Annotated in this window: 19 protein-coding genes; 11 read left to right on the top strand and 8 right to left on the bottom strand. The window is 28.6% G+C overall.

Translation table 11 applies throughout. The annotated features are described in order from the left end of the window. Positions 1-67 precede the first annotated feature (67 nt). The 3 genes from BLV71_RS15595 to BLV71_RS15585 form a co-directional block, all read right to left on the bottom strand. Entirely contained in the window at positions 68-550 is a 483-nt protein-coding gene (locus BLV71_RS15595) for a hypothetical protein (RefSeq protein ID WP_093871440.1), read from the bottom strand. A gap of 13 nt (positions 551-563) precedes the next feature. Next, positions 564-1,499 carry an OmpA family protein gene (locus BLV71_RS15590; protein ID WP_093871439.1) on the bottom strand — a complete coding sequence of 312 codons (936 nt, stop codon included), beginning with the start codon at positions 1,497-1,499 and terminating at the stop codon, positions 564-566. A gap of 212 nt (positions 1,500-1,711) precedes the next feature. Next, complete coding sequence (locus tag BLV71_RS15585; RefSeq protein ID WP_093871438.1) at positions 1,712-2,614, bottom strand: lysophospholipid acyltransferase family protein; 903 nt, start codon at positions 2,612-2,614, stop codon at positions 1,712-1,714. Between the two features lie 322 nt (positions 2,615-2,936). On the opposite strand from BLV71_RS15585, the gene BLV71_RS15580 reads away from it, so the two are divergent. From BLV71_RS15580 to rocD, 4 genes are all read left to right on the top strand, one after another. Next, a complete protein-coding gene (locus tag BLV71_RS15580) occupies positions 2,937-3,497 on the top strand; it encodes an RNA polymerase sigma factor (RefSeq protein WP_093871437.1) in 561 nt (186 codons plus the stop codon). Then, positions 3,484-4,263 (top strand): hypothetical protein, encoded by a 780-nt coding sequence (locus tag BLV71_RS15575; protein ID WP_093871436.1) that lies wholly within the window; start codon positions 3,484-3,486, stop codon positions 4,261-4,263. The genes BLV71_RS15580 and BLV71_RS15575 overlap by 14 nt, the downstream gene beginning before the upstream one ends. Before the next feature lie 61 nt (positions 4,264-4,324). Further along, positions 4,325-5,383: a hypothetical protein gene (locus tag BLV71_RS15570; RefSeq protein WP_093871435.1), complete on the top strand. Its 1,059-nt coding sequence runs from the start codon at positions 4,325-4,327 to the stop codon at positions 5,381-5,383. A gap of 288 nt (positions 5,384-5,671) precedes the next feature. Continuing rightward, the gene (gene rocD / locus BLV71_RS15565; RefSeq protein ID WP_093871434.1) at positions 5,672-6,916 is read left to right on the top strand and encodes an ornithine--oxo-acid transaminase; all 1,245 of its coding nucleotides are present in this window, start codon (positions 5,672-5,674) and stop codon (positions 6,914-6,916) included. Between the two features lie 58 nt (positions 6,917-6,974). On the opposite strand, the gene BLV71_RS15560 is transcribed toward rocD, so the two are convergent. The 4 genes from BLV71_RS15560 to BLV71_RS15545 all read right to left on the bottom strand — a co-directional run bounded on the left by BLV71_RS15560 (position 6,975) and on the right by BLV71_RS15545 (position 11,131). Then, positions 6,975-9,959 carry a DEAD/DEAH box helicase gene (locus BLV71_RS15560; RefSeq protein ID WP_093871433.1) on the bottom strand — a complete coding sequence of 995 codons (2,985 nt, stop codon included), beginning with the start codon at positions 9,957-9,959 and terminating at the stop codon, positions 6,975-6,977. Between the two features lie 234 nt (positions 9,960-10,193). Then, the gene (locus BLV71_RS15555) at positions 10,194-10,514 is read right to left on the bottom strand and encodes a CCC motif membrane protein (protein WP_093871432.1); all 321 of its coding nucleotides are present in this window, start codon (positions 10,512-10,514) and stop codon (positions 10,194-10,196) included. Between the two features lie 3 nt (positions 10,515-10,517). Continuing rightward, positions 10,518-10,802 carry a DUF2752 domain-containing protein gene (locus tag BLV71_RS15550; protein WP_255405230.1) on the bottom strand — a complete coding sequence of 95 codons (285 nt, stop codon included), beginning with the start codon at positions 10,800-10,802 and terminating at the stop codon, positions 10,518-10,520. 5 nt (positions 10,803-10,807) lie between these two features. Next, the gene (locus BLV71_RS15545; protein ID WP_093871431.1) at positions 10,808-11,131 is read right to left on the bottom strand and encodes a YbaB/EbfC family nucleoid-associated protein; all 324 of its coding nucleotides are present in this window, start codon (positions 11,129-11,131) and stop codon (positions 10,808-10,810) included. Positions 11,132-11,229: 98 nt separating this feature from the next. Between BLV71_RS15545 and BLV71_RS15540 the strand changes: the two genes are divergently transcribed. The 5 genes from BLV71_RS15540 (at position 11,230) to BLV71_RS15520 (ending at position 16,535) form a co-directional block, all read left to right on the top strand. Continuing rightward, the gene (locus BLV71_RS15540; protein ID WP_255405282.1) at positions 11,230-13,368 is read left to right on the top strand and encodes a S9 family peptidase; all 2,139 of its coding nucleotides are present in this window, start codon (positions 11,230-11,232) and stop codon (positions 13,366-13,368) included. Positions 13,369-13,476: 108 nt separating this feature from the next. Then, on the top strand, positions 13,477-14,472 hold the full coding sequence (locus BLV71_RS15535; protein ID WP_093871429.1) for a PLP-dependent cysteine synthase family protein: 996 nt from the start codon (positions 13,477-13,479) through the stop codon (positions 14,470-14,472). Positions 14,473-14,492: 20 nt separating this feature from the next. Continuing rightward, positions 14,493-15,335 carry a helix-turn-helix domain-containing protein gene (locus BLV71_RS15530; RefSeq protein WP_255405229.1) on the top strand — a complete coding sequence of 281 codons (843 nt, stop codon included), beginning with the start codon at positions 14,493-14,495 and terminating at the stop codon, positions 15,333-15,335. Between the two features lie 90 nt (positions 15,336-15,425). Beyond that, on the top strand, positions 15,426-15,827 hold the full coding sequence (locus BLV71_RS15525; RefSeq protein ID WP_093871428.1) for a GlcG/HbpS family heme-binding protein: 402 nt from the start codon (positions 15,426-15,428) through the stop codon (positions 15,825-15,827). Between the two features lie 66 nt (positions 15,828-15,893). Next, complete coding sequence (locus tag BLV71_RS15520) at positions 15,894-16,535, top strand: MIP/aquaporin family protein (RefSeq protein ID WP_093871427.1); 642 nt, start codon at positions 15,894-15,896, stop codon at positions 16,533-16,535. 27 nt (positions 16,536-16,562) lie between these two features. Here BLV71_RS15520 and clpB read toward each other — a convergent pair whose 3' ends face one another. Beyond that, positions 16,563-19,169: an ATP-dependent chaperone ClpB gene (clpB, locus tag BLV71_RS15515; RefSeq protein ID WP_093872059.1), complete on the bottom strand. Its 2,607-nt coding sequence runs from the start codon at positions 19,167-19,169 to the stop codon at positions 16,563-16,565. A gap of 155 nt (positions 19,170-19,324) precedes the next feature. Between clpB and ytxJ the strand changes: the two genes are divergently transcribed. Together ytxJ and BLV71_RS15505 are read left to right on the top strand one after the other, a co-directional pair. Further along, complete coding sequence (gene ytxJ / locus BLV71_RS15510; RefSeq protein WP_093871426.1) at positions 19,325-19,717, top strand: bacillithiol system redox-active protein YtxJ; 393 nt, start codon at positions 19,325-19,327, stop codon at positions 19,715-19,717. A 70-nt stretch (positions 19,718-19,787) separates the two neighbouring features. Beyond that, positions 19,788-21,344, top strand: coding sequence for a DEAD/DEAH box helicase (locus BLV71_RS15505; RefSeq protein ID WP_093871425.1), 1,557 nt, complete (start codon positions 19,788-19,790; stop codon positions 21,342-21,344). Positions 21,345-21,394 lie beyond the last annotated feature (50 nt).

The raw sequence follows: 21,394 nt of genomic DNA, 5'->3' as shown, positions 1-21,394 counted from the left end.
ATTAATTTATGGTTAAAAATAAAAAAAATATTTCCCTAATAAATAAGTGTTTATTAGAGAAATATTTTTATTTTTCTTTACTATTTAAAAGATCTTTTGCTTGTCCTTTCCAATTATCTCGAACAATTCTACCTGGAAAGAATTGAATTAAATCTGTTATAGTGTTTATGTCTTCATTGGTAAGATTGTTTATTTGTTTATAGGTATAAATGCCTATGCTATTTAGTTTTGTTTCAATAAAACCACCAATTCCTTTAATTTGGGTTAAATCATTTTTGTCTTTTTCAGTAGCAATACCAATTTTATTAAAGTCAAGCTCTTTAGGTTGTTTTATTTCTATACCACCTCTTTCTACGGTTTTTTTCGCACGTATGGTTGATTGCATTTCATTTCTTAATTCTGTTATTGTTTCTGAGCTTTCGTTTAATTCTGATTTGTATTTATTCTTGAAATAAAACCAAGAAAATATATAACCAATTAAAAAGGAACCCAACATCCAAAAAAAGAATTCAAGTAAATGTGATGTTTTGGTTGTTAAAAATAAAATCATGTTTAAGGGGAGGTTAATTAATTATTACTTCAATTCGTCTATTCTTTTTTCTAGCTTTTAGAGTTTTATTGTTGGTAATAGGAGAGGTTTCTCCTTTAGATTGAACGCTAATTCTATTTTTATCTATACCGTTTTTAGTAAAGTACTTAGCAACAAGGTTAGCTCTTTCTAATCCAATAAGTTGATTAGTTTCAGTGTTACCTTGATTGTCAGTGTGTCCAATAATTGTTATTTTCTTAGACAAATGCTCTTTAAGGTAATTCTTAATTTCAAAAGTGTAAGTTAACAAGGCTTTAGTTGGTTCTAAACTACTTTTTCTAAAAGAAATGTATAGCGTTTTGTGTGAAATTTCTTTTTCTATAAGAACACGTTTACTTTCAGAGATATTTTTAACCAATATGGTTACGCCATCTGCATAATATCCTTCTTTATCGTATTTATATTCTTTTACCGTAGCTTTAGATGTAATTCTATTTGAGTTTATACCATATTTAACTAATTTGTTTTTGAGGTTGTTTGCTCTTGCTATTCCAAAATTAGTTTTATCAGTCAATATTTCATTTACTTTGTAAACTGCATTTATAACTATTTCCTTACCACTATTACTGTTTAAAAAGTTAAATATAGAATCTTTAAAATAGTAAAACTTCTTAGGAAGAAGTACTCTTGTATGTGCTGAATTAGTTATAAATTTGTCATTAAAAACCAAAGGAAAAGTATTGGCGTTCATTTTGACTTGCTTTTTTAAAATAGCCTTAGTTATCTCAGCTTTTTTTAAAATCTCCTTTTTTGTAGTATCAGTTTTTTTATTCGATAAACTTGACTGTTTATTTTCTATTGCATTTACTTTAGTCTCTAACGAATCATAATTTTCATTAGGATTGTAAAGAAAGAGAGCTAAAGCAGCCCAACATAAAAAAACGAGAAAAGCTTTTAAAAAGTTTCTCATGGTTAAGGGGTAGTAGGTTTGGTTTTAAGCACATAAAGTTATAAAAAACTTTTATTAAATCAAATTTTTTATAAAACGTAGTAATGTTTTATGTTTTTAAATGATTGTTTTTATAAAATTCAATGAATAATTTATTGAATATTAAGCTTGATATTTTTATTGTTTTATTAATGCAATAAAGGAAGTGTGTATAGATAAAAGTGTATAATAATTTATTTTTTTCTTGAATTTAACCATTGATTATATTTATCTTTATGTTTAAAGCGTTTATGAGACCATAAATAATAGGCAGGTTGTTCTTTTATCACTTTTTCTGTAATAGATAAATATTCATCCATTAGTTCAAACTTTTCATACTTTTTTGGAGTGTCAGTAATTAGTGTAAATTCACTTTCGTAATACCCTCTTTTAATTTTTGTCGTATTATAATAAACCACTGCAAAATCATATTTTTTAGCAAGCATTTCAGCACCAGTATGAATAGGTACTTTTACACCAAAAAATTCTTTCCAATAATGAGATTTATGTACCATAGGAGATTGATCACTCAATAATATGTATAAACCTTGTTTTTTCTTTAGACTATTTAAGTGAATTTTTTTTACAGTTTCCGTGGTTTTTATTCCTATAAATCCAAATCTAGATCTAGCTTTTTTAATTTTTTTTTCAAAATAAGGATTCGCAAGTTTGGTGTATGAACCATAAACATCTATATCTATAGCAAAAGGTAAACTAACAATCCACTCCCAGTTACCTTTATGTGCTCCAACTAAAGCAATACTTTTACCTTGTTTAGCTAAATTATTTATAAGTTCAGGATTTTTGTACTTGTAGCGTTTTAAAATTTCTTTTTCACTAATAGAAAAAGATTTGACACTTTCAATCATTAAATCTATAAGATGCCTGAAAAATTGTTTTGAAAGTTGTGTTATTTCTGAATCAGTTTTTAAAGGGAATACTAATTCTAAGTTACTTTTTACTACTTTCTTTCTATATCCAACAACATAATATATTATGAAATAAAAAAAATCAGAAATTATATATAAAATACGTATTGGTAATCTTGAAAGTAACCAAAGGAAAGGATAAGAAATTATATATACAATGAAGCTCATAAATCAAATTTAAATATGCAAATATCTTAATAATATAATTGAAGAGTAAAAAGAAGTTTAAATTTTATTTTTTATATGTTAAATCAATTTTATTTTGGTAAATATTTGTTAATCAGTGTTTTTCCTGTTTTTGTTGTGGTTTTAACCCTTAAATTTATAGAGAATAAGAAAAGAAATAAGTAGTCCCCCCGTTTTTATCATTCTAATTTTAGTGAGAACTCTCCATTTTAAAAATAAATTGGAGAGTTTTTATTTTTGTAGGCAACCTTTTTTATTTTACAATCGTCTTTATATTTGAAAGCACAAATTATTTGTAACTGAATTGAAAGTAATATCATTACATAACACTACTTCAAAGCTTATAAAAAAAGCTTGTAAGCAAGACAGAGAAGCTCAAAAAGAAATATTTGAAGAGTATTCTCCTAAAATGTTAGGCGTATGCAGACAGTATGTTAAAGATGATTACCATGCAGAAGAAATGATGTTATCAGGTTTTTTTAAGGTTTTTACGAATATTGATAAATTTAAATTTCAAGGCAGTTTTGAAGGTTGGATTCGTAAAATAATGGTAAACACATGTTTAACGTATTTAAAAAAGAAGAATATTTTAGAACTTACTGATAAGGAATATGTTTTTGATGGGCAGTCGATTGATAGTTTAGAAAATACAAGTGTTGAGGATATTCAAAAGTTAATAGATAAGTTACCTAACGGATATAAAGTAGTTTTTAATTTATATGCAATAGAGGGATATAAGCATTCTGAAATAGCTAAAAAATTAAAGATTTCTGAAAGTACATCAAAGTCACAGTTGTTTAAAGCTAGGAAATGGTTGCAAGCAAATTACATTAAAATGAACAAGTTAGAAAATGAAGGAAGATAGAATAGATAAAATAATTAAAAGTAAGCTTGATAACAGGTCTATAGAGCCATCTAATTCAGCCTGGGAACGATTAAGTAATCAGCTGGATGAGAATCAATATAAAACCAAAAATAAAAAAAAGATTTATTACGGCTATGCAGCTAGTTTATTACTATTGTTAAGTATTGGTTTTTCTTATTTCAAATTTAATTCGAAAGAAAAAATAAAACCAATTTTAGTAAACACTAAATTAGAGATATTAAAAGTTGATACATTAAAAAGTATAGATAACTTAATTAATGAAGAAACAATTACAATTGCTAAACAAGAGTATATTCCAATACCAGAAGTCAAAATAGAGAAAAATAATTTAAGAAAAATTGATAGAAAAATAAATATAAAAAAGAATGAGGATACTTTTATTAAAGTTGATAAAGAAAAAAATGTAAAAATTGAAACTTTGATAGCTAGTGCTAGTAAAGAAAAAAGTAAAAAACCAATAAATATAAATACAATAAAAGTTAGTGGTAAAGATTTACTATTTGCTGTAACGCATAATGTTGATGAAGTAAAAGAATACTATGCTAAGCATAAATTAAATAGAAATAAAATCATTAATACAATTGAAAGAGAATTAAAAAAGTCAAACCTTAAAATTAATCCGGAAACAATTTTAGCAGAGGTAGAAAGCGACTTGATTAATGATCAATTTAAAGGAAGTTTTATGCGTAAAATAAAACTAAAAATATCTGATATTGCTATCGCTGTTGCTGATAGAAACAAATAAAATGTAAGGTCTTACTAAAAATAAATTAGCTTAATTTTTTAACATCTAAAAACAAAACAAAATGATAAGAATAATACTAATACTAGTGTTGTTTAGCACAACTATTGCCTTTTCTCAAGAAAGAGTATTTGAAAAAGAAGTAAGTAAAATATCAAAAAAAATTGATAAAATTACGAGACAACAAAAAGATTCACTAAAGCAAAAAATTAAATTAATAAACAAAGAATTAAAAGAGAATAAAATAACAAAAGAACAAGCTTTGTTACAAAAAAATGAAGCAGCTAATTATCATGCAAAGCAAATAGAGGTAAAAGTTAGTTTGCAAGAGCATAAACTTCAAGAGTTAGTTCAGGATAAAACAAATGGTAAAATTGCTAGTGTAGAAGAGGACGACTCTTTTAGTATCCGTTTCTTTGATAATGATATTATTGTTTTTGACGGAAAAAATAAAAAAAGGAAAAAGAAAAAATATAATAAAAGAACAACTTCACAATTTGTGTTTGCTTTTGGGGTAAATAATGTGTTAGAGAATAATGAGTTTAACTCTTTAAATAATTCACAATATAGGTTTTGGCAATCACATTTTTATGAACTAGGTTTTACATTTAAAACTAGATTTAGTAAAGAAGCATCTAAGTTATATTTTAAATATGGGTTGTCTTTTTTATGGAACAACTTAAGAGCTAAAAACAATCAACACCACGTTGTAAATAATGGAGTTACAAATTTAGAACAACATGTGAAGTCATTATCAGAAAGTAGGTTGAGGCATGTTCAAATGACGTTTCCGATGCATTTAGAATTTGATTTTTCAAAAAATAAAAAGTTGTCTGATGGAAGAGTTATTGATAAAACTCATGATGGATTAAGGTTTGGGATAGGAGGATTCTTTGGTTTTAAGTTAGGAACAAGACAGTACTTGGAGTTTGAAAATAATGAATCAATACGTGTAGAAGAAGTACAGAAAGGAGATTTTAATATGAACACAGTTAATTATGGGCTGAGTACGTATCTTGCTTATGAAGGTGTTGGTTTGTATGCTAAATATGATTTAAATCCATTATTTAAAGGTACAGAAACTCGAAATATTTCTTTAGGAGTTCGTTTTGATATTAATTAGTGTAAAAAAAATATAAAGCTAAAAACTATTTTTCAAAGGTGGTTTTTAGCTTTTGTTGTGTAAAAAAGTTCTATTAATATAGTATGAATAAAAAAGATAAATACACTTTCACTCTTGTTTATAGTAGTAAACACGTGAAAAATGTATAAATCCATCTTACCTTAGATTTAAATTTAGTACTTTTGCTAAATTAGGGATGATTTCTTTCCCACGCTGAATTTTCGGAATTCTTCGAAAGGATAAAGGTAGATAAGGAATGGTTATTTTATAAATTAAAAATTATTAAAAATGGCTGTTTTAGACCAATTAACTTCGCAACAAGCGATCGATTTAGAAAACAAGTATGGAGCACACAATTATCACCCACTACCAGTAGTGTTGAGTAGAGGAGAAGGTGTGTATGTATGGGATGTTGAAGGGAAAAAGTATTACGACTTTTTATCAGCTTATTCAGCAGTAAACCAAGGACATTGTCATCCAAAAATTGTTGGTGCAATGGTAAATCAAGCACAAACATTAACATTAACTTCTCGTGCATTTTATAATGACATGTTAGGTAAATATGAAAAGTTTGCTACCGAACTTTTTGGTTTTGATAAATTATTACCAATGAACACAGGAGCAGAAGCTGTAGAAACTGCTTTGAAATTGTGTAGAAAATGGGCTTATGAAGTAAAAGGAATTAATGAAAATGATGCTCAAATTGTAGTTTGTGAAAATAACTTTCACGGACGTACAACAACAATTATCTCTTTTTCAAATGATCCAGTAGCTCGTAAGAACTTTGGACCATTTACTAATGGATTTATCAAAATTGAGTATAATAACTTGAAGGCTTTAGAAGAAGCTTTAGAGAATGAAAATAATATAGCAGGATTCTTAGTAGAGCCTATTCAAGGTGAAGCAGGTGTATATGTTCCTTCTGAAGGATATTTAGCCGCTGCTAAGGCATTATGTGAAAAACATAATGTACTTTTTATTGCTGATGAAGTTCAAACAGGAATTGCTAGAACTGGTAAAATGTTAGCCGTTGATCATGAAAATGTAAAACCAGATATTTTAATATTAGGAAAAGCATTAAGTGGAGGAGCATATCCAGTTTCAGGAGTATTAGCTAATGATGTTGTTATGAATGTTATTAAACCTGGTAACCATGGTTCTACTTTTGGAGGTAACCCTATTGCTGCTGCTGTAGCTATAGCTGCTTTAGAAGTTGTTAAAGAAGAAAGTTTAGAAGAAAACGCTGAACGCTTAGGGAAAATTTTTAGAGCAGAATTATCTGAATTTGCAAACCAAACTGATTTAGTAAAATCTGTTAGAGGTAAAGGGTTATTAAATGCTATTTTAATTAACGATACTGAAGATAGTTCTACAGCCTGGGATATATGTATTAAATTACGTGATAATGGTTTATTAGCAAAACCAACTCATGGAAATATTATTCGTTTTGCACCACCATTAGTAATGGATGAGGAGCAGTTGATGGATTGTATCTCTATTATAAAGAAAACAATTTCTGAGTTTAAAAATTAATTTTATTCTTAGTGTTAAAAAAAAGGAGTAATTTAAATTACTCCTTTTTTTTATTGGTTTAATTAACCATTTCTAAAATATTTAGATGCTTTTTTAAAACTCCAGATGGAGTGTTTTTGGTTTCATCAAAAATCCTTGTATCTCCAAATAAAATGAAACTATCTTTTGCTCTTGAAACCGCTACGTTTAGCATGTTAGGTTTGTTGTCTTTGTCAAAAAACATAGTACCTTCATCTTCATTACTGTAAACAGAACTAAATAATATGATATTGCGTTCTGCGCCTTGAAGAGCGTGTACAGTTCCAAGTTTTATTTGATTCACTTTAAAACCTGCTTCTATCAAGGCTTTCGATAACTCTCCTTTTTGACTTGCAAATGGGGTAATTATTCCTAAAACACTTTCAATAGAAGTTACATCATAAGCTTCTTGTATCGCTTCTTTATTTTGTTGTAGCCAAGAAATGATTGCTTTTACTTCGTTTAAATTACATCTACTATTATATTTACGTTCACTAACCCCTTCAACATGATAAGCTATCATCGATTGAAAAATTTGACCTTCTTTAGCTTTACCTTTCATAGGCTTTAAAATACCTTCGTAAGCTAATTCGTTACAAAAACCAATAATTTCATCATTACACCTTCTGTGTTCTAGAAGTATTAAGCCAGTTTCTTTCTTTGAAGCTATTGAGGTTTCAAATTCACAAGCATTTTGAGCCATTTTCATAATACTACCACTAGAAGCTAAAAAACCTAGCTCATGTAAGTGCTCATTTTCTTTTTCTTCTTCTATAATATTTAAAGATGTTAAATTACCAATATCAATTTTTGGTGGAATGGACCAAATAGGTTCAATTTGTTTTAAATCACCAACAACAAAAGCTTTTTTTGCTAATGAAAAAATTGGGATACTTACTTCTGGTGTTACTTGTCCTGCTTCGTCAATGATTAATAAATCTAAAAAATTATACAAAGGAAGGTATTCAAAAACAGGTTTACCTTCTTCATTTTCGCCTTGAAATTGACTATATAAAAAGTGTGTAGGAGCCATGTAAAAAGTAGCAACAAAGCATGGTGTAAGCATTGCTCTTCTTTTCCATTTGGCTTTAATAACATTTTCACCAGTTCCTTTTTCTGTATCATTTTCAATAAGATCAATGGTTTCAAGTAACCAGCGAGCTTCCCAATAATGAGTAGCTAATAAAAAAGCAGTATGACGTAAGCCAAGGTCAATTTCGTCATAAAAAAAACGATGTGTTTTGTCTTTATTCTTTGCTTTTTCATATTCATAATGCCACATTTTCTCTTCGGAAACAAAAGGGTACCCTTGAATGTTATTTTCAAGTTTCCAGTTGTTTAATTTTAAGTTAGCTTGTAGCACCATATTTACATTATAAATACAGTCTTTTATAAAAGAGAAAGCAGATTCATTATTAGAAATAACATCTTCATTAATTTTAAAAATATAATCAGAACTTTCTATCTCTTTATTTTTTGAAGAGGTTACTATAAAATGAGTTTTAATTTTATTAATAAAATCACTGTCTTTAGCATAAGATTTAAGTTCAGTAAAAAGAGTTCTCCATTCTTGTAGTTTAGATATCTTAAACGTGTTTTTTTCAATAAGATCCTCTTTGTTTACTAATATCGCATTAATTTTGTCAATATAATTTAGGTAATCACTAGAAAAATCTACACTATCAATAAGATGGTTTTCAATAGTAATTATTTCTTCCTGTAAATGCATACAGGCATCTTCTAAGGAATTAGTTTCTACTCCAAAATAATTATTATACTTCGTTAAAAAATAATATTCAGCTTCGTAAACGTATTTTTCATTATCTAAATCACATAAAGTTCCTTCATGCCCAAATAAATTACCTTTTAAAAAATTAATATTCTTTAAGTATTTTTCACTTTTGGAGTTAGAGGGTAAATAAGTAGCGTAACCATTAAAATCAGGAACCCAACGTTCAGCTAATTCTCCCATACTACTTTCTGAGTTAATAAAGCTATCAATAATATTTGTAACAGCTTGGTTGTTATTAGAGCAAGCTAAGATAATTGGAGCATCTTCTCCTTTAATAGCAGCTTTAACAACTTCTGTAGCTACTAAACTTTGTAGTAATGTAGTTTTCCCTGTTCCTGGTGGGCCATTTACTGCAGTTACTGAGTTTTCTTCAGCAGTTAAATAAGATAATAATGTTTTACGTTGACTTATAGATAAAGGAAATTCATTAGACATTTGTCCTAAATGTAAATGATTATAATTTAAAAAACCATAGTCTGTTATTGGTTCTTTTCTGGCTCTATTAAAAGGATTTATTATTTTAGATAATACAGGTAATTCTTCAGTCTCATTTAATAAGTTTTGATATAAGAATAAAATACTTTTGGCTGTAGATATTTTTGAGCTAATAGAAAAATAAGTGAGTTTATATTCGGTGGTATATTTTTCTTTTTTATAATTAGATAGATTACTAAAAGTAATTTCTGAAAAGACCTCATTTACATACGTCCAGTAATCATCCCAACCTATTAACTCACTTCCATATGGAGGTTCAGGTTGTTCAATATCTCTAACCATCATGACAGTATCTAAGGACGAAAAAATGAAATCATTTTTTACATCTGCAATAGGATCTAAATAGTTACGAACAATAAGAGGGAACAAATCGTTTGGTGCAGATAAGTTTCCTGAACGGTCTACTTTTGCCGCTACCCAAAAAGGATATATTGTTCGTTGTTTAAAGTTAGGATTATCAGTTTGATATTGTAAATGAAATGGGGCAATAAGAATTTGAGTTTCGCTTACTTCATGCCATTTAGGACTATCTTTTTTACTAATTCCTTTTAACCTATTTATTCTTCTTTCCTCTACATCTAATAGTTCATTAGCTTGTTTTGGGTTTAAAAGAGCTGTGGTTAAATCAGCATTATTTTGATGAAATAAATTTTTGATTCTTGAAATATCAATAGCCAAGTTTTCACTATCAAATAAACTGTTTTTATAATAATGTAGCCAGTTTTTTTCGTTATCCATTCGTGCGCTTTAAGTGCTCTAAATTAAAAGTAATTTTGTTGGGGAGAATGGCGAAAATAAGAGTTTTAAATTATTTCTATTTAGAAATAGAAGTGTTTTAATTAACAATTTTTTGATGAAGGAGTTTATCTTTTAAGTATTCAATTACTTAGATAAAAAATAGTATAAATTAAAAACACCATCCTAGTTTATATATATAATAGAATGGTGTTTTTAGTTTTATAGGTTAATTTTTTATTGCTCGTATTGTTCCATCATTTGTCGTGATTGCTCCATGATATTGTCCCAACCTATAGTGTATATTTGATAAGCAGTATAGGCTAAATACAAAACATTAATAATTAAAATAACCAAAGCAACTATTTTACCAGTATAAATACTGTCTTGGTTAGTATATGATTCAGGATCTTTGTAGTATTTTTTTAATTCAGTATGAGCAATGTAAAAGGCAATACCAGAAGGTATAATACCAATTCCAGCGCAGCAACATAAAGGAAGTCCTACAATAGCCAAAATATAAATAAGAGGTCCGTATTGTAATTGTTTAGGTTCCATAGTTTATAGTATTTTTAAAATAAAGTTTCCTACTATTAAAATTAAGTTTAATAAAAGTAAGAAACGAACTGTTTTTTGAGAATTATTAAATTTGAACTTAAAATTTAGAAGAATATATATTAAAAAAAATAATAATGAATAGATTGCAGGATACATTTTAAAAGCATCGATAAACTCACCTTTTAAAACATGCACAATCGCTCTTTGAAAACCACAACCTAAACAATCAACTCCCAAGAGTTTTTTATTTAAACATGGTAACATGTAATCTTCTAACTTTAAAAACATATTTTTTATTTAAACATATCCATTCCGGGAATATTTGGCATACCAGTTTTAGCAGCAATAGCTAATTCTTGCTCATTTATTTCACCAGCTCTTTTTAAAGCTTTATTTAATGCTAAAATTAAATAATCTTCTAGTTCTTCTCGGTCTTCAAGTAAGGTTTCATTAATTGTAATAGCCTTAATTTCTCTATTGGCAGTTACAGTAACTTTTATATTATTATTAGCAACAGTTTCATCGATTAAAACAGTATTTAATCTTTTTTTTGTTTCTTCTACTTTTTCTTGGGCTTCTTTTAGTTTACCCATCATACCAGAAATATCTCCAAACATTGATTTATTATTTACATATTTATTCAATAACAAATGTAGTATTTTCATAAGAGTTTTAATCATTCTTGATAAAAATGAAAAAAATAATGCTACCTGCTATGGCTTTTAATCTTATTTTTGCATTCTGCAAAAATGATATAATGAAAAAAGACATTAAAGCACCAGTAGCTGAAAAGCAATTAACTAAGTTAGAGAAACACGGTGATATTAGAGAGGATAATTACTTTTGGATGCGTTTAACAGACGAGCAAAAAAATGCAGAAGTTAAAGATAATCAAACTCAAAAAGTGTATGATTATTTGAATGCCGAAAATGATTTCTATGATAAAATGACTGTTGAAACTAATGATTTTCAAGAGCAGTTGTTTCAAGAAATGAAAGGAAGAATAAAAGAAGATGATGAATCAGTACCTTATAAAAGTAATGGTTATTTTTATATAACTCGTTATGAAAAAGGTCAGCAATATCCTATTTTTAGCCGAAAAAAAGAAAATTTAGAGGCAAAGGAAGAAATCATGTTTAATGTAAATGATGAAGCAAAGGGACATGAATATTTTCAACTAGGAGGGCTAAGTATATCTCCAAATAATAAGCTGACTACTTTTGCTGTAGATACAGTTAGTAGACGTCAATATATTATTCAGGTTAAAAATTTAGAATCAGGAGAAATTTATTCTGATAAGATAGAAAATACTACTGGAGGATCTGTATGGGCAAATGATAATAAAACGTTGTTTTATACTAAAAAAGATCCTGTAACTTTACGAAGTTCACAAATATATAAACATATTTTGGGAACTGATACTAAAGATGATGTGTTAGTATTTGAGGAAGAAGATGAAACCTTTGGTACTTTTGTAACTAAAACAAAATCAAAAAAATACATAGTAATAGGTTCGTACAATACTGTTTCTTCGGAATATCAAGTATTAGAAGCAGATAAGCCTAATGGAAATTTTAAGGTTATTCATCCTCGTGAGCGCAATTTAGAATATGATATAGCACATTATGAAGATCATTTTTATATAAAAACCAATAAGGATGGGGCTACTAATTTTAAATTAATGAAAACTCCAGAAAAGAAAACTTCAAAAGAAAACTGGGTTGATGTTATACCACATAGGGAAGATACTTTGTTTGAAGATTTTTCTATTTTTAAAGAGTATCTTGTTTTAGAGGAAAGAAATGAAGGATTGAATAAAATTAGAATTAAAAGATGGGATAATACTTTAGATTATTATTTACCTTTTGAAGAAGAAACTTATTCAGCAGATGTATATTCTAATCCTGAATTTGATACAAATGTTATTCGTTATTCTTATAATTCAATGACAACTCCAAGTTCTATAATTGATTTTAATATGAAAGATCAATCTAAGAACATTAAAAAAGAACAAGAAGTTTTAGGGGGGGCATTTGATAAAAAAAATTATGTAAGCAAACGTATTTGGGTTACAACACGAGATGGTGAAAAAGTAGTGGTATCAATAGTGCATCACAGAGATACAAAAATAGATGAAAATACTCCAGTTTTACAGTACGCTTATGGATCATATGGTTACACAATACCAGATGGCTTTTCAACTACACGATTAAGTTTACTTGATAGAGGTTTTGTATATGCATTAGCACATATTAGAGGAAGTCAGTATCTAGGACGTGAGTGGTATGAAGATGGTAAAATGTTAAAAAAGAAAAATACATTCACAGATTTTATTGATTGTTCTAAGTATTTAATAGATAATGGGTATACTTCACCAAAGCATTTGTATGCTATGGGAGGTTCTGCTGGAGGTTTATTAATGGGAGCTATTGTTAATATGAACCCTGAATTATATAATGGAATTATTGCTGCTGTTCCTTTTGTTGATGTTATCTCAACAATGTTAGATGATAGTATTCCTTTAACTACTGGAGAATACGATGAGTGGGGGAATCCTAATGATAAAGAGTATTATGATTATATTAAGTCGTATTCCCCTTATGATCAAGTAGTGGCAAAAGAATACCCAAATATGTTAATTACTACTGGTTTACATGACAGTCAAGTGCAATATTGGGAACCGGCTAAATGGGTAGCAAAACTAAGAGAGGTTAAAACAGACTCGAATATGTTGTTTTTACATACAAATATGGAAGCGGGTCATGGAGGTGCTTCAGGAAGATTTGATGCTTTAAAAGAATTAGCAGAAGAATATACGTTCTTTTTAATGTTAGAGGAAAAGTTAGAAAAATAGTTTTACTTTTGCCCCTCGGAAAGAGTAGGGCGTCATTACTAGAAAATAGATAAAATCTTTAAATTTCGTCATATATTCTCGTAATGACGCCTTTTATATTAGATAAGAATGAGACACGCTGGTATTACCAATACAATTTTAGATTTAGTAGGAGAAACACCATTAGTAGAATTACATAGAATAACTAAAAACATTCCAGGAAAGCACTATGCTAAGGTAGAGGCTTTTAATCCTGGCCATTCAGCTAAAGACAGAATAGCACTTCATATCATTGAAACAGCAGAGAAAAAAGGAATTGTAAAGAAAGGAGATATTATTGTAGAAACTACCTCTGGAAATACTGGTTTTTCTTTGGCAATGATAAGCATTGTAAAAGGTTATAAATGTATTTTAGCAGTTAGTGATAAATCATCGCAAGATAAAATAGATATGTTAAAAGCTATGGGTGCTGAAGTTCATATTTGTCCAGCGAATGTCGCTGCTGATGATCCTCGTTCTTATTATGAAGTAGCAAAAAGATTACATAAAGAAAATCCAGGTTCTATATATATTAATCAATATTTTAATGAATTAAATATTGAGGCACATTATGTAAGTACAGGCCCAGAGATATGGGAACAAACTGATGGTAAAATAACTCACTTGGTTGCCGCTAGTGGAACTGGAGGAACAATTTCTGGAACTGGGCAATTTTTAAAAGAAAAGAACCCAGAAATTAAAATTTTAGGAGTTGATGCTATAGGATCAGTACTTAAAAAATATCATGAAACGGGTGAATTTGATGCTAATGAAATTTGCCCATATAAAATTGAAGGATTAGGAAAAACTTTAATTCCTACATCAACAGATTTTGATGTGATAGATATTTATGAAAAAGTAGCAGATAAAACATCAGCTTTGAAAGCTAGAGAGTTAGTGAAAACTGAAGGTATCTTTGCAGGGTATACTTCAGGAGCTGTTTTACAGGGAGTTCAACAATATGCCGATAAAAACTTTTTCGATGAAGATAGTTTTGTTGTGATTATATTACCTGATCATGGATCACGATATATGAATAAAATTTATTCTGATGATTGGATGAATGAACAAGGATTTTTAAATTAAATTTTATATGTTTTTAAGTTGTGTCTAACTTTACTATAGAAAATGTACCTGATTCTTACATCAAAGGCACAAATAATCCTGATCTTTATATTTACGATTTAAAAATGGTTGATAATGCCATTAAAACAAAAGTAAATTTAAATATGCACATGTTTAGCTTTTTACAAAAAGGTAAAAAGCAAGTTCATTTTGCAGATAGTAAAGTGCAAGTAGATAATTCACAATCAATTTTAATAAAAAAGGGAAATAGCTTGTGGAGTGAGTTGTTAGATACAGATGAAGTTTATTACTGTAGATTATTATTTTTTTCTGAAGATAAATTAAAGAATTTTATTAAAAAACATATTAATAAAAAAGTGAGCACAAAAAATATAGCTCCGTATTTTGTAATTGAAAATGATGACTATTTAAGTTCTTATTTGAACTCTCTAAATAATATAAGTACATCATCATCTAAATTCATGATTGATTTACTTTCTTTAAAACTAGAAGAGTTATTGTTGTATTTATTGAACAAGTACGGAGAATTATTTGAAAATTATATTTGTAGCTTAGTTCTTAAAGAAGAATCTGTATTTCAGTCTACTATTGAAAAAAATATATACTCATCATTAACAATTGAAGAAATTGCTTTTTTGTGTAATATGAGTTTATCTACATTTAAAAGAAATTTCATTAAGGAGCATGATATTTCACCAGGAAAATGGTTTCGAAATAAACGTTTAGATAAAGCTAAGGAACTTTTAGAAAAAGGAAATTTAAAAGTGTCTGATATTTATTTGGATTTAGGATATAATAACCTTTCTAATTTTAGTAGTGCTTTTAAAACAAAATTTGGAATAAGTCCATCTCAAATAAAGTGACCTTTTTTCATAAGTTATTTGACCTTTTCAAGTAAACAAGAGCGTTAATTCTAGTACTAAATTTGCAGTGTAAATATAAATCACTACAAAATGAATATAGTATTAGAACAAGCAGAAGAAATTATAAAAGTAGCTAAGGCTAAATCTACGGAGTTAAATACAAAAATGAATATAGCTGTTGTTGATGCTGGAGCAAATTTAGTTGCATTTGCCAGAATGGATGGAGCATGGTTAGGTTCTTTAGATATTTCAATAAAGAAAGCAAAAACAGCTCGTTTTTTTGATATGAATACAGGAGTAATAGGTGAATTGTCTCAACCAGGAGGTTCTTTATTTAATATTGAGCATTCTAATAACGGATTAATAACTTTTCCTGGTGGAGTACCTATAAAAGATTCAGAAGGTACTATTATTGGTGCAATTGGAGTAAGTGGAAGTTCTGTTGAAAATGATCATGCAGTTGCAGAAGCAGGAGCAAGTGCAATATTATAAATCAATTAGTAAAACATAATTAAAGGTAGCAAGTAGGCTACCTTTTTTTATACTTAAATTTTTAAAATGAAAAAGTATTTAGCTGAATTCATTGGAACATTTGCGTTGGTTTTTTGTGGAACAGGAGCAGTGATTGTTAACTCGTTATTTAATAATAGCATAGGTTTATTGGGTGTTTCTGTATCTTTTGGAGTAACTATAACAGCAATAGTTTATGTTTTTGGAAGTATTTCTGGTGCTCATATTAACCCAGCTGTAACTATTGCATTAGGAATAAGAAAAGTAATTTCTAAAAAAGAAGTTATAGGGTATATAGTGTGGCAAATATTAGGTGCATTAATGGCTAGTGGATTACTTAAAGTTGTTTTTTATAATACAACTACTTTGGGAGAAACTTTGCCAACAGGAGGAGTAATTCCTTCTTTTGTATTGGAAGCAGTATTAACGTTTTTTTTAATGTTAACTATTTTAGGAGTTAGTGAAAATAAGAATTATTCACATTTATTAGGTATTGTTTTGGGGGCTTTAGTTATGGGGTTTATTTTAATAGCTGGACCTATTTCTGGAGGATCGTTTAACCCTGCAAGAAGCTTAGCTCCATTATTGTTTACAGGTAATATGCATATAGCATGGCTGTATTTTTTGGCACCAGTTATTGGGGCGATTACTGCGAATTGTACATGGTTATTTATAAGTAAAAAAGGCTAAAACATTAATGTTTTAGCCTTTTTTAAATTAGTTGGTTTCAATTAAATCTGATTGATTCCTAAAAACAAGTTTATCATCAAAAGCATCTAATAAAATAATGCTATCTGTGGTAAGTTTTCCTGATAAAATCTCTTTAGATAAAGCATTTAAAACGTCTTTTTGAATTACTCGCTTTACAGGACGAGCTCCAAATTCAGGTTGATATCCTTTATTAGCTAAATAATTAATTGCTTCATCTGTAGCATCAATAGTAATGTTTTGTTTAGCTACCATTTTCTTAACATTATTCAATTGAAGTTTTACAATATGTTTAATATTAGATTGTGATAACGGAGTAAATAAAATAATGTCATCTATCCTGTTTAAAAATTCAGGTCTAACACTTTGTTTTAATAATCCAAGAACTTCTGTTTTAGCTAACTCCATAGAAGTATGAAGATCATTTTTCATGTTTTCAAACTTTTCTTGAATTATATGACTTCCCATATTTGAAGTCATAATTATAATTGTGTTTTTAAAATCAGCTACTCTCCCTTTATTGTCAGTTAATCTTCCTTCATCTAATACTTGTAATAGTATATTGAAAGTGTCAGGATGTGCTTTTTCAATTTCGTCTAAAAGTACAACAGAATATGGTTTTCTTCTTACAGCTTCCGTTAATTGTCCACCTTCATCGTAACCTACATACCCTGGAGGGGCTCCAACTAATCTACTTACAGAATGTTTTTCTTGATATTCACTCATGTCAATACGAGTCATAGCGTTTTCATCATCAAATAGATAATCAGCAAGTGCTTTTGCAAGTTCTGTTTTACCAACACCAGTTGTACCTAAGAATAAAAAAGAACCTATAGGTTTGTTAGGGTTTTGTAAACCAGCTCTTGAACGACGTACGGCATCAGACACTGCCTCAATAGCTTCTTCTTGTCCTACAACACGTTTGTGTAATTCATCTTCTAATTTTAATAATTTCTCACGTTCAGATTGTAGCATTTTTGTAACTGGAACTCCTGTCCATTTTGCAACAACTTCAGCAATGTCATCATAAGTAACCTCTTCTTTTATTAAAGAGTTTTCTTGTTGATTAGCTAATACCAATTGTTGTTGATCAAGTTTCTCTTGGGTTTCTTTGATTTTACCGTACCGAAGTTCTGCTACCTTACCATAGTCACCATTACGTTCTGCTTTTTCAGCTTCTAGTTTGTAATTTTCAATGTCAGATTTTAATTGTTGAATACCGTCTACTACATTTTTTTCTGATTGCCATTTAGCATTCAATTCGTTACGTTCTTCTTTAATGTTTCCTAAATCAGCATTTAATGATTTTAACTTAATTTCATCATTTTCACGTTTTATGGCTTCTATTTCTATTTCTAACTGCATTATTTTTCGATCAAGTACATCTAATTCTTCAGGTTTAGAGTTGATCTCCATGCGTAATTTAGAAGCAGCTTCATCCATTAAATCGATAGCTTTATCTGGTAGAAATCTGTTAGTAATGTAACGTTGAGATAATTCTACAGCACCAATAATGGCCTCATCTTTAATTCGTACTTTGTGGTGTGTTTCATATTTGTCTTTAATACCTCTTAAAATAGAAATGGCACTTTCAGTATCTGGTTCATCAACTAGTACTTTTTGAAAACGACGTTCTAAAGCTTTGTCTTTTTCAAAATACTTTTGATACTCATCTAAAGTAGTTGCTCCAATGGCTCTAAGTTCTCCACGAGCTAAAGCTGGTTTTAAAATGTTAGCAGCATCTATTGCTCCTTGTCCACCACCAGCACCAACTAAAGTATGAATTTCATCAATGAATAAAACAATATCTCCTTCAGAAGTAGTAACTTCTTTAATAACAGATTTTAAACGTTCTTCAAACTCACCTTTATATTTAGCACCAGCAATTAAAGCTCCCATATCTAATGAGAAAATTAGTTTGTCTTTTAAATTTTCAGGAACATCACCTCGAATTATTCTGTGGGCTAAACCTTCAGCAATAGCAGTTTTACCGGTACCAGGTTCACCAACTAGTATTGGATTATTTTTTGTTCTTCTTGATAAAATTTGTAAAAGACGTCTTATTTCTTCATCTCTACCAATTACAGGGTCTAATTTTCCATCTTGCGCTAATTGGTTTAAATTCTTAGCGTATTTGTTTAGAGAGTTATATGTTTCTTCAGCATTTTGAGAAGTTACTCTATTACCTTTACGTAATTCATCTATTGCATTTTGAAGATTTTTTTCAGTTACACCTTGATCTTTTAATACTTGAGAAATTTGACTTTTTGATTTAAATATAGCTAAAACCAAATGTTCTATAGAAACATATTCATCATTCATTTTTTTAGCTATTACAGAAGCTTCTGTAAGGCTTTTTCCAGCTTCAGGAGAAAGTGTTAAATTTGCACCAGTAACTTTAGAAAAACTATCTAATTGTTTGTCTAGTATTTGTTGAACAATTGTTAAATTAACATTTAATTTTTTTAATATAAAAGGGAGTACATTTTCATCAACTGAAAATAAAGCTTTAAAAATATGTTCGTTTTCAATTTGATTATGTTGATACTCTTGCGCTAATTGTTGCGCTTGTTGTATAGTTTCTTGCGATTTTATTGTATAATTGTTAAAATTCATAATCATTAATTTTACAATGAACTAGTCAAAATTAATACCAATACTTTTTTAAAGATAAAAAGAGTCAAAATGTCGCTAACCACTTTGTTTTTGCTGACTTTTTGACACTTGAAAGGTTTTGGTTTTATAGTCGACAGAAATACTAAACAACAATAATGGGAATATTAAAATCACTTTTTGGAAATTCATCATCAGAAAAAAAAGAAGAAAAATCGTTAGTTAACTGGTTGCCTTTACGAAGTATGGATCAACTTAAAGAAATTGAAATTTTATCAAAGAAAGAACCAATAGCTATTTTTAAACATTCAACGCGTTGTGGAATTAGTAGAATGGTTATTCAACGTTTTGAAAGTAGTTTTGATGAGAGTTTAAAAGATTTTAAAGTTTATTATTTAGATTTATTAAATTACCGTGAATTGTCTAATGAAATTGGTTATAAATTTCAGGTATTACACCAGTCTCCACAGCTAATGATTATAAAAAGAGGAGTGGCTGTAGCTTATGCTTCTCATTATGATATTACTAACATAAATTTAAAAACTTTTTAAATTTTATAATGTTTTTACTGGTATTTACTTAAATAGGTCGTATTTTCGCATACTTCAAAATAGTACAAAATTGAGTAAAGAAACAGCGACGACTAAGCCAATTGTAGGTAAAAATTTATACGATTATCAAAAGGAAGCGTTACACAAAATTTTTAAAAGTTTTGAAAATGCCCCCGAAAATTACCACCTACTGTATCAATTACCAACAGGAGGAGGGAAGACAGTTATTTTCTCTGAAATTACCCGTCAGTATTTAAAGCATTATCAAAAAAAGGTGTTAATAATGACGCACCGTATTGAATTGTGTAAACAAACCGCTAGGATGTTAAGCGAATTCAATGTAGATAATAAAATCATTGATAGTAAAGCAGACTTAAATGATCAAAGTAACTTTAGTTGCTTTGTAGCAATGGTTGAAACTTTGAATAACCGTTTGAATGATGATATGTTAGATATATCGGATGTAGGATTGGTTATTATTGATGAGGCTCACTATAATTCATTTACTAAACTGTTTAAGTTTTTTGATAAGTCGTTCGTATTAGGTGTTACCGCAACTCCATTGAGTTCTAACATTAAGTTACCAATGAAGAACAATTATGATGAGTTAATTGATGGTGAAAGTATTGGTAATTTAATAGAAAATGAATATTTAGCAAGAGCAAATGTATTTTCGTATAATGTAGGATTAACTTCATTAGAGGTAGGTGCAAATGGTGATTATACCGTAAAATCTTCTGAGGATCTATATACAAATTCAGATATGCTTTCTAAGTTATTGCAGGCATATGAAGAACGTGCAAAAGGAACTAAAACTTTAATTTTTAATAATGGAATAAATACTTCTTTACATGTATTTGATACTTTTAAAAGGGCTGGATATCCTATTGCTCACTTAGATAATACGAATACTAAAAAAGAACGTGATTTTATTTTAAAGTGGTTTCATAAAACACCAAATGCAATTATCACCTCAGTAAGTATATTAACTACTGGATTTGATGAGCCTTCAGTAAGATCTATTATATTAAATAGAGCAACAAAATCATTAACATTGTATTACCAAATGATTGGTAGGGGATCGCGTGTTTTACCTGATAAATCAGAATTTAATGTTATTGATTTAGGTAATAACTTCCATAGATTTGGTCCTTGGGGTGCTGATTTAGATTGGCAAAAGATGTTTAGAGCTCCTAACTTTTATCTTGATAATTTATTAAGTGATGAAGAGCTTGAAAGTGAATTTAAATATGAGCTTCCTGCTGATGTAAAAAAGGAATTTTCTAATTCAAAAGATTTATATTTTGATGTAAAGAAGGTGTATGTTGACACAATACAATCGGGTCAATCTTCAAAAAAAGTATTAGAGAAATCTATTGAGCATCATGCAAAATTATGTATTGAAAATAGTGAAGATGTTTTTGATGCTTTAATTTTAGCTAAAAAACTAGGAGGAGATATAGATGATAGAATATTTAGGTATTCAAAATGTATTTGTAAGAGTACACATAATTTTATTGATTGGTTACAAGATGACTATAGAAAAAAGTTAAATGCTTACTTACGAACAAATTTTGATGAAGTGTATGAACAAATTTTTGGACATCCACCACCAGAAGAAGAATAAAATAAAAAAAAATCCAGTTCAAAACGAACTGGATTTTTTTTTATAACACT

The sequence above is a fragment of the Tenacibaculum sp. MAR_2010_89 genome (genome assembly GCF_900105985.1).
GTDB classification, from domain to species: Bacteria; Bacteroidota; Bacteroidia; order Flavobacteriales; family Flavobacteriaceae; genus Polaribacter; species Polaribacter halocynthiae.
This window is presented reverse-complemented; position numbering and strand designations above follow the sequence as displayed.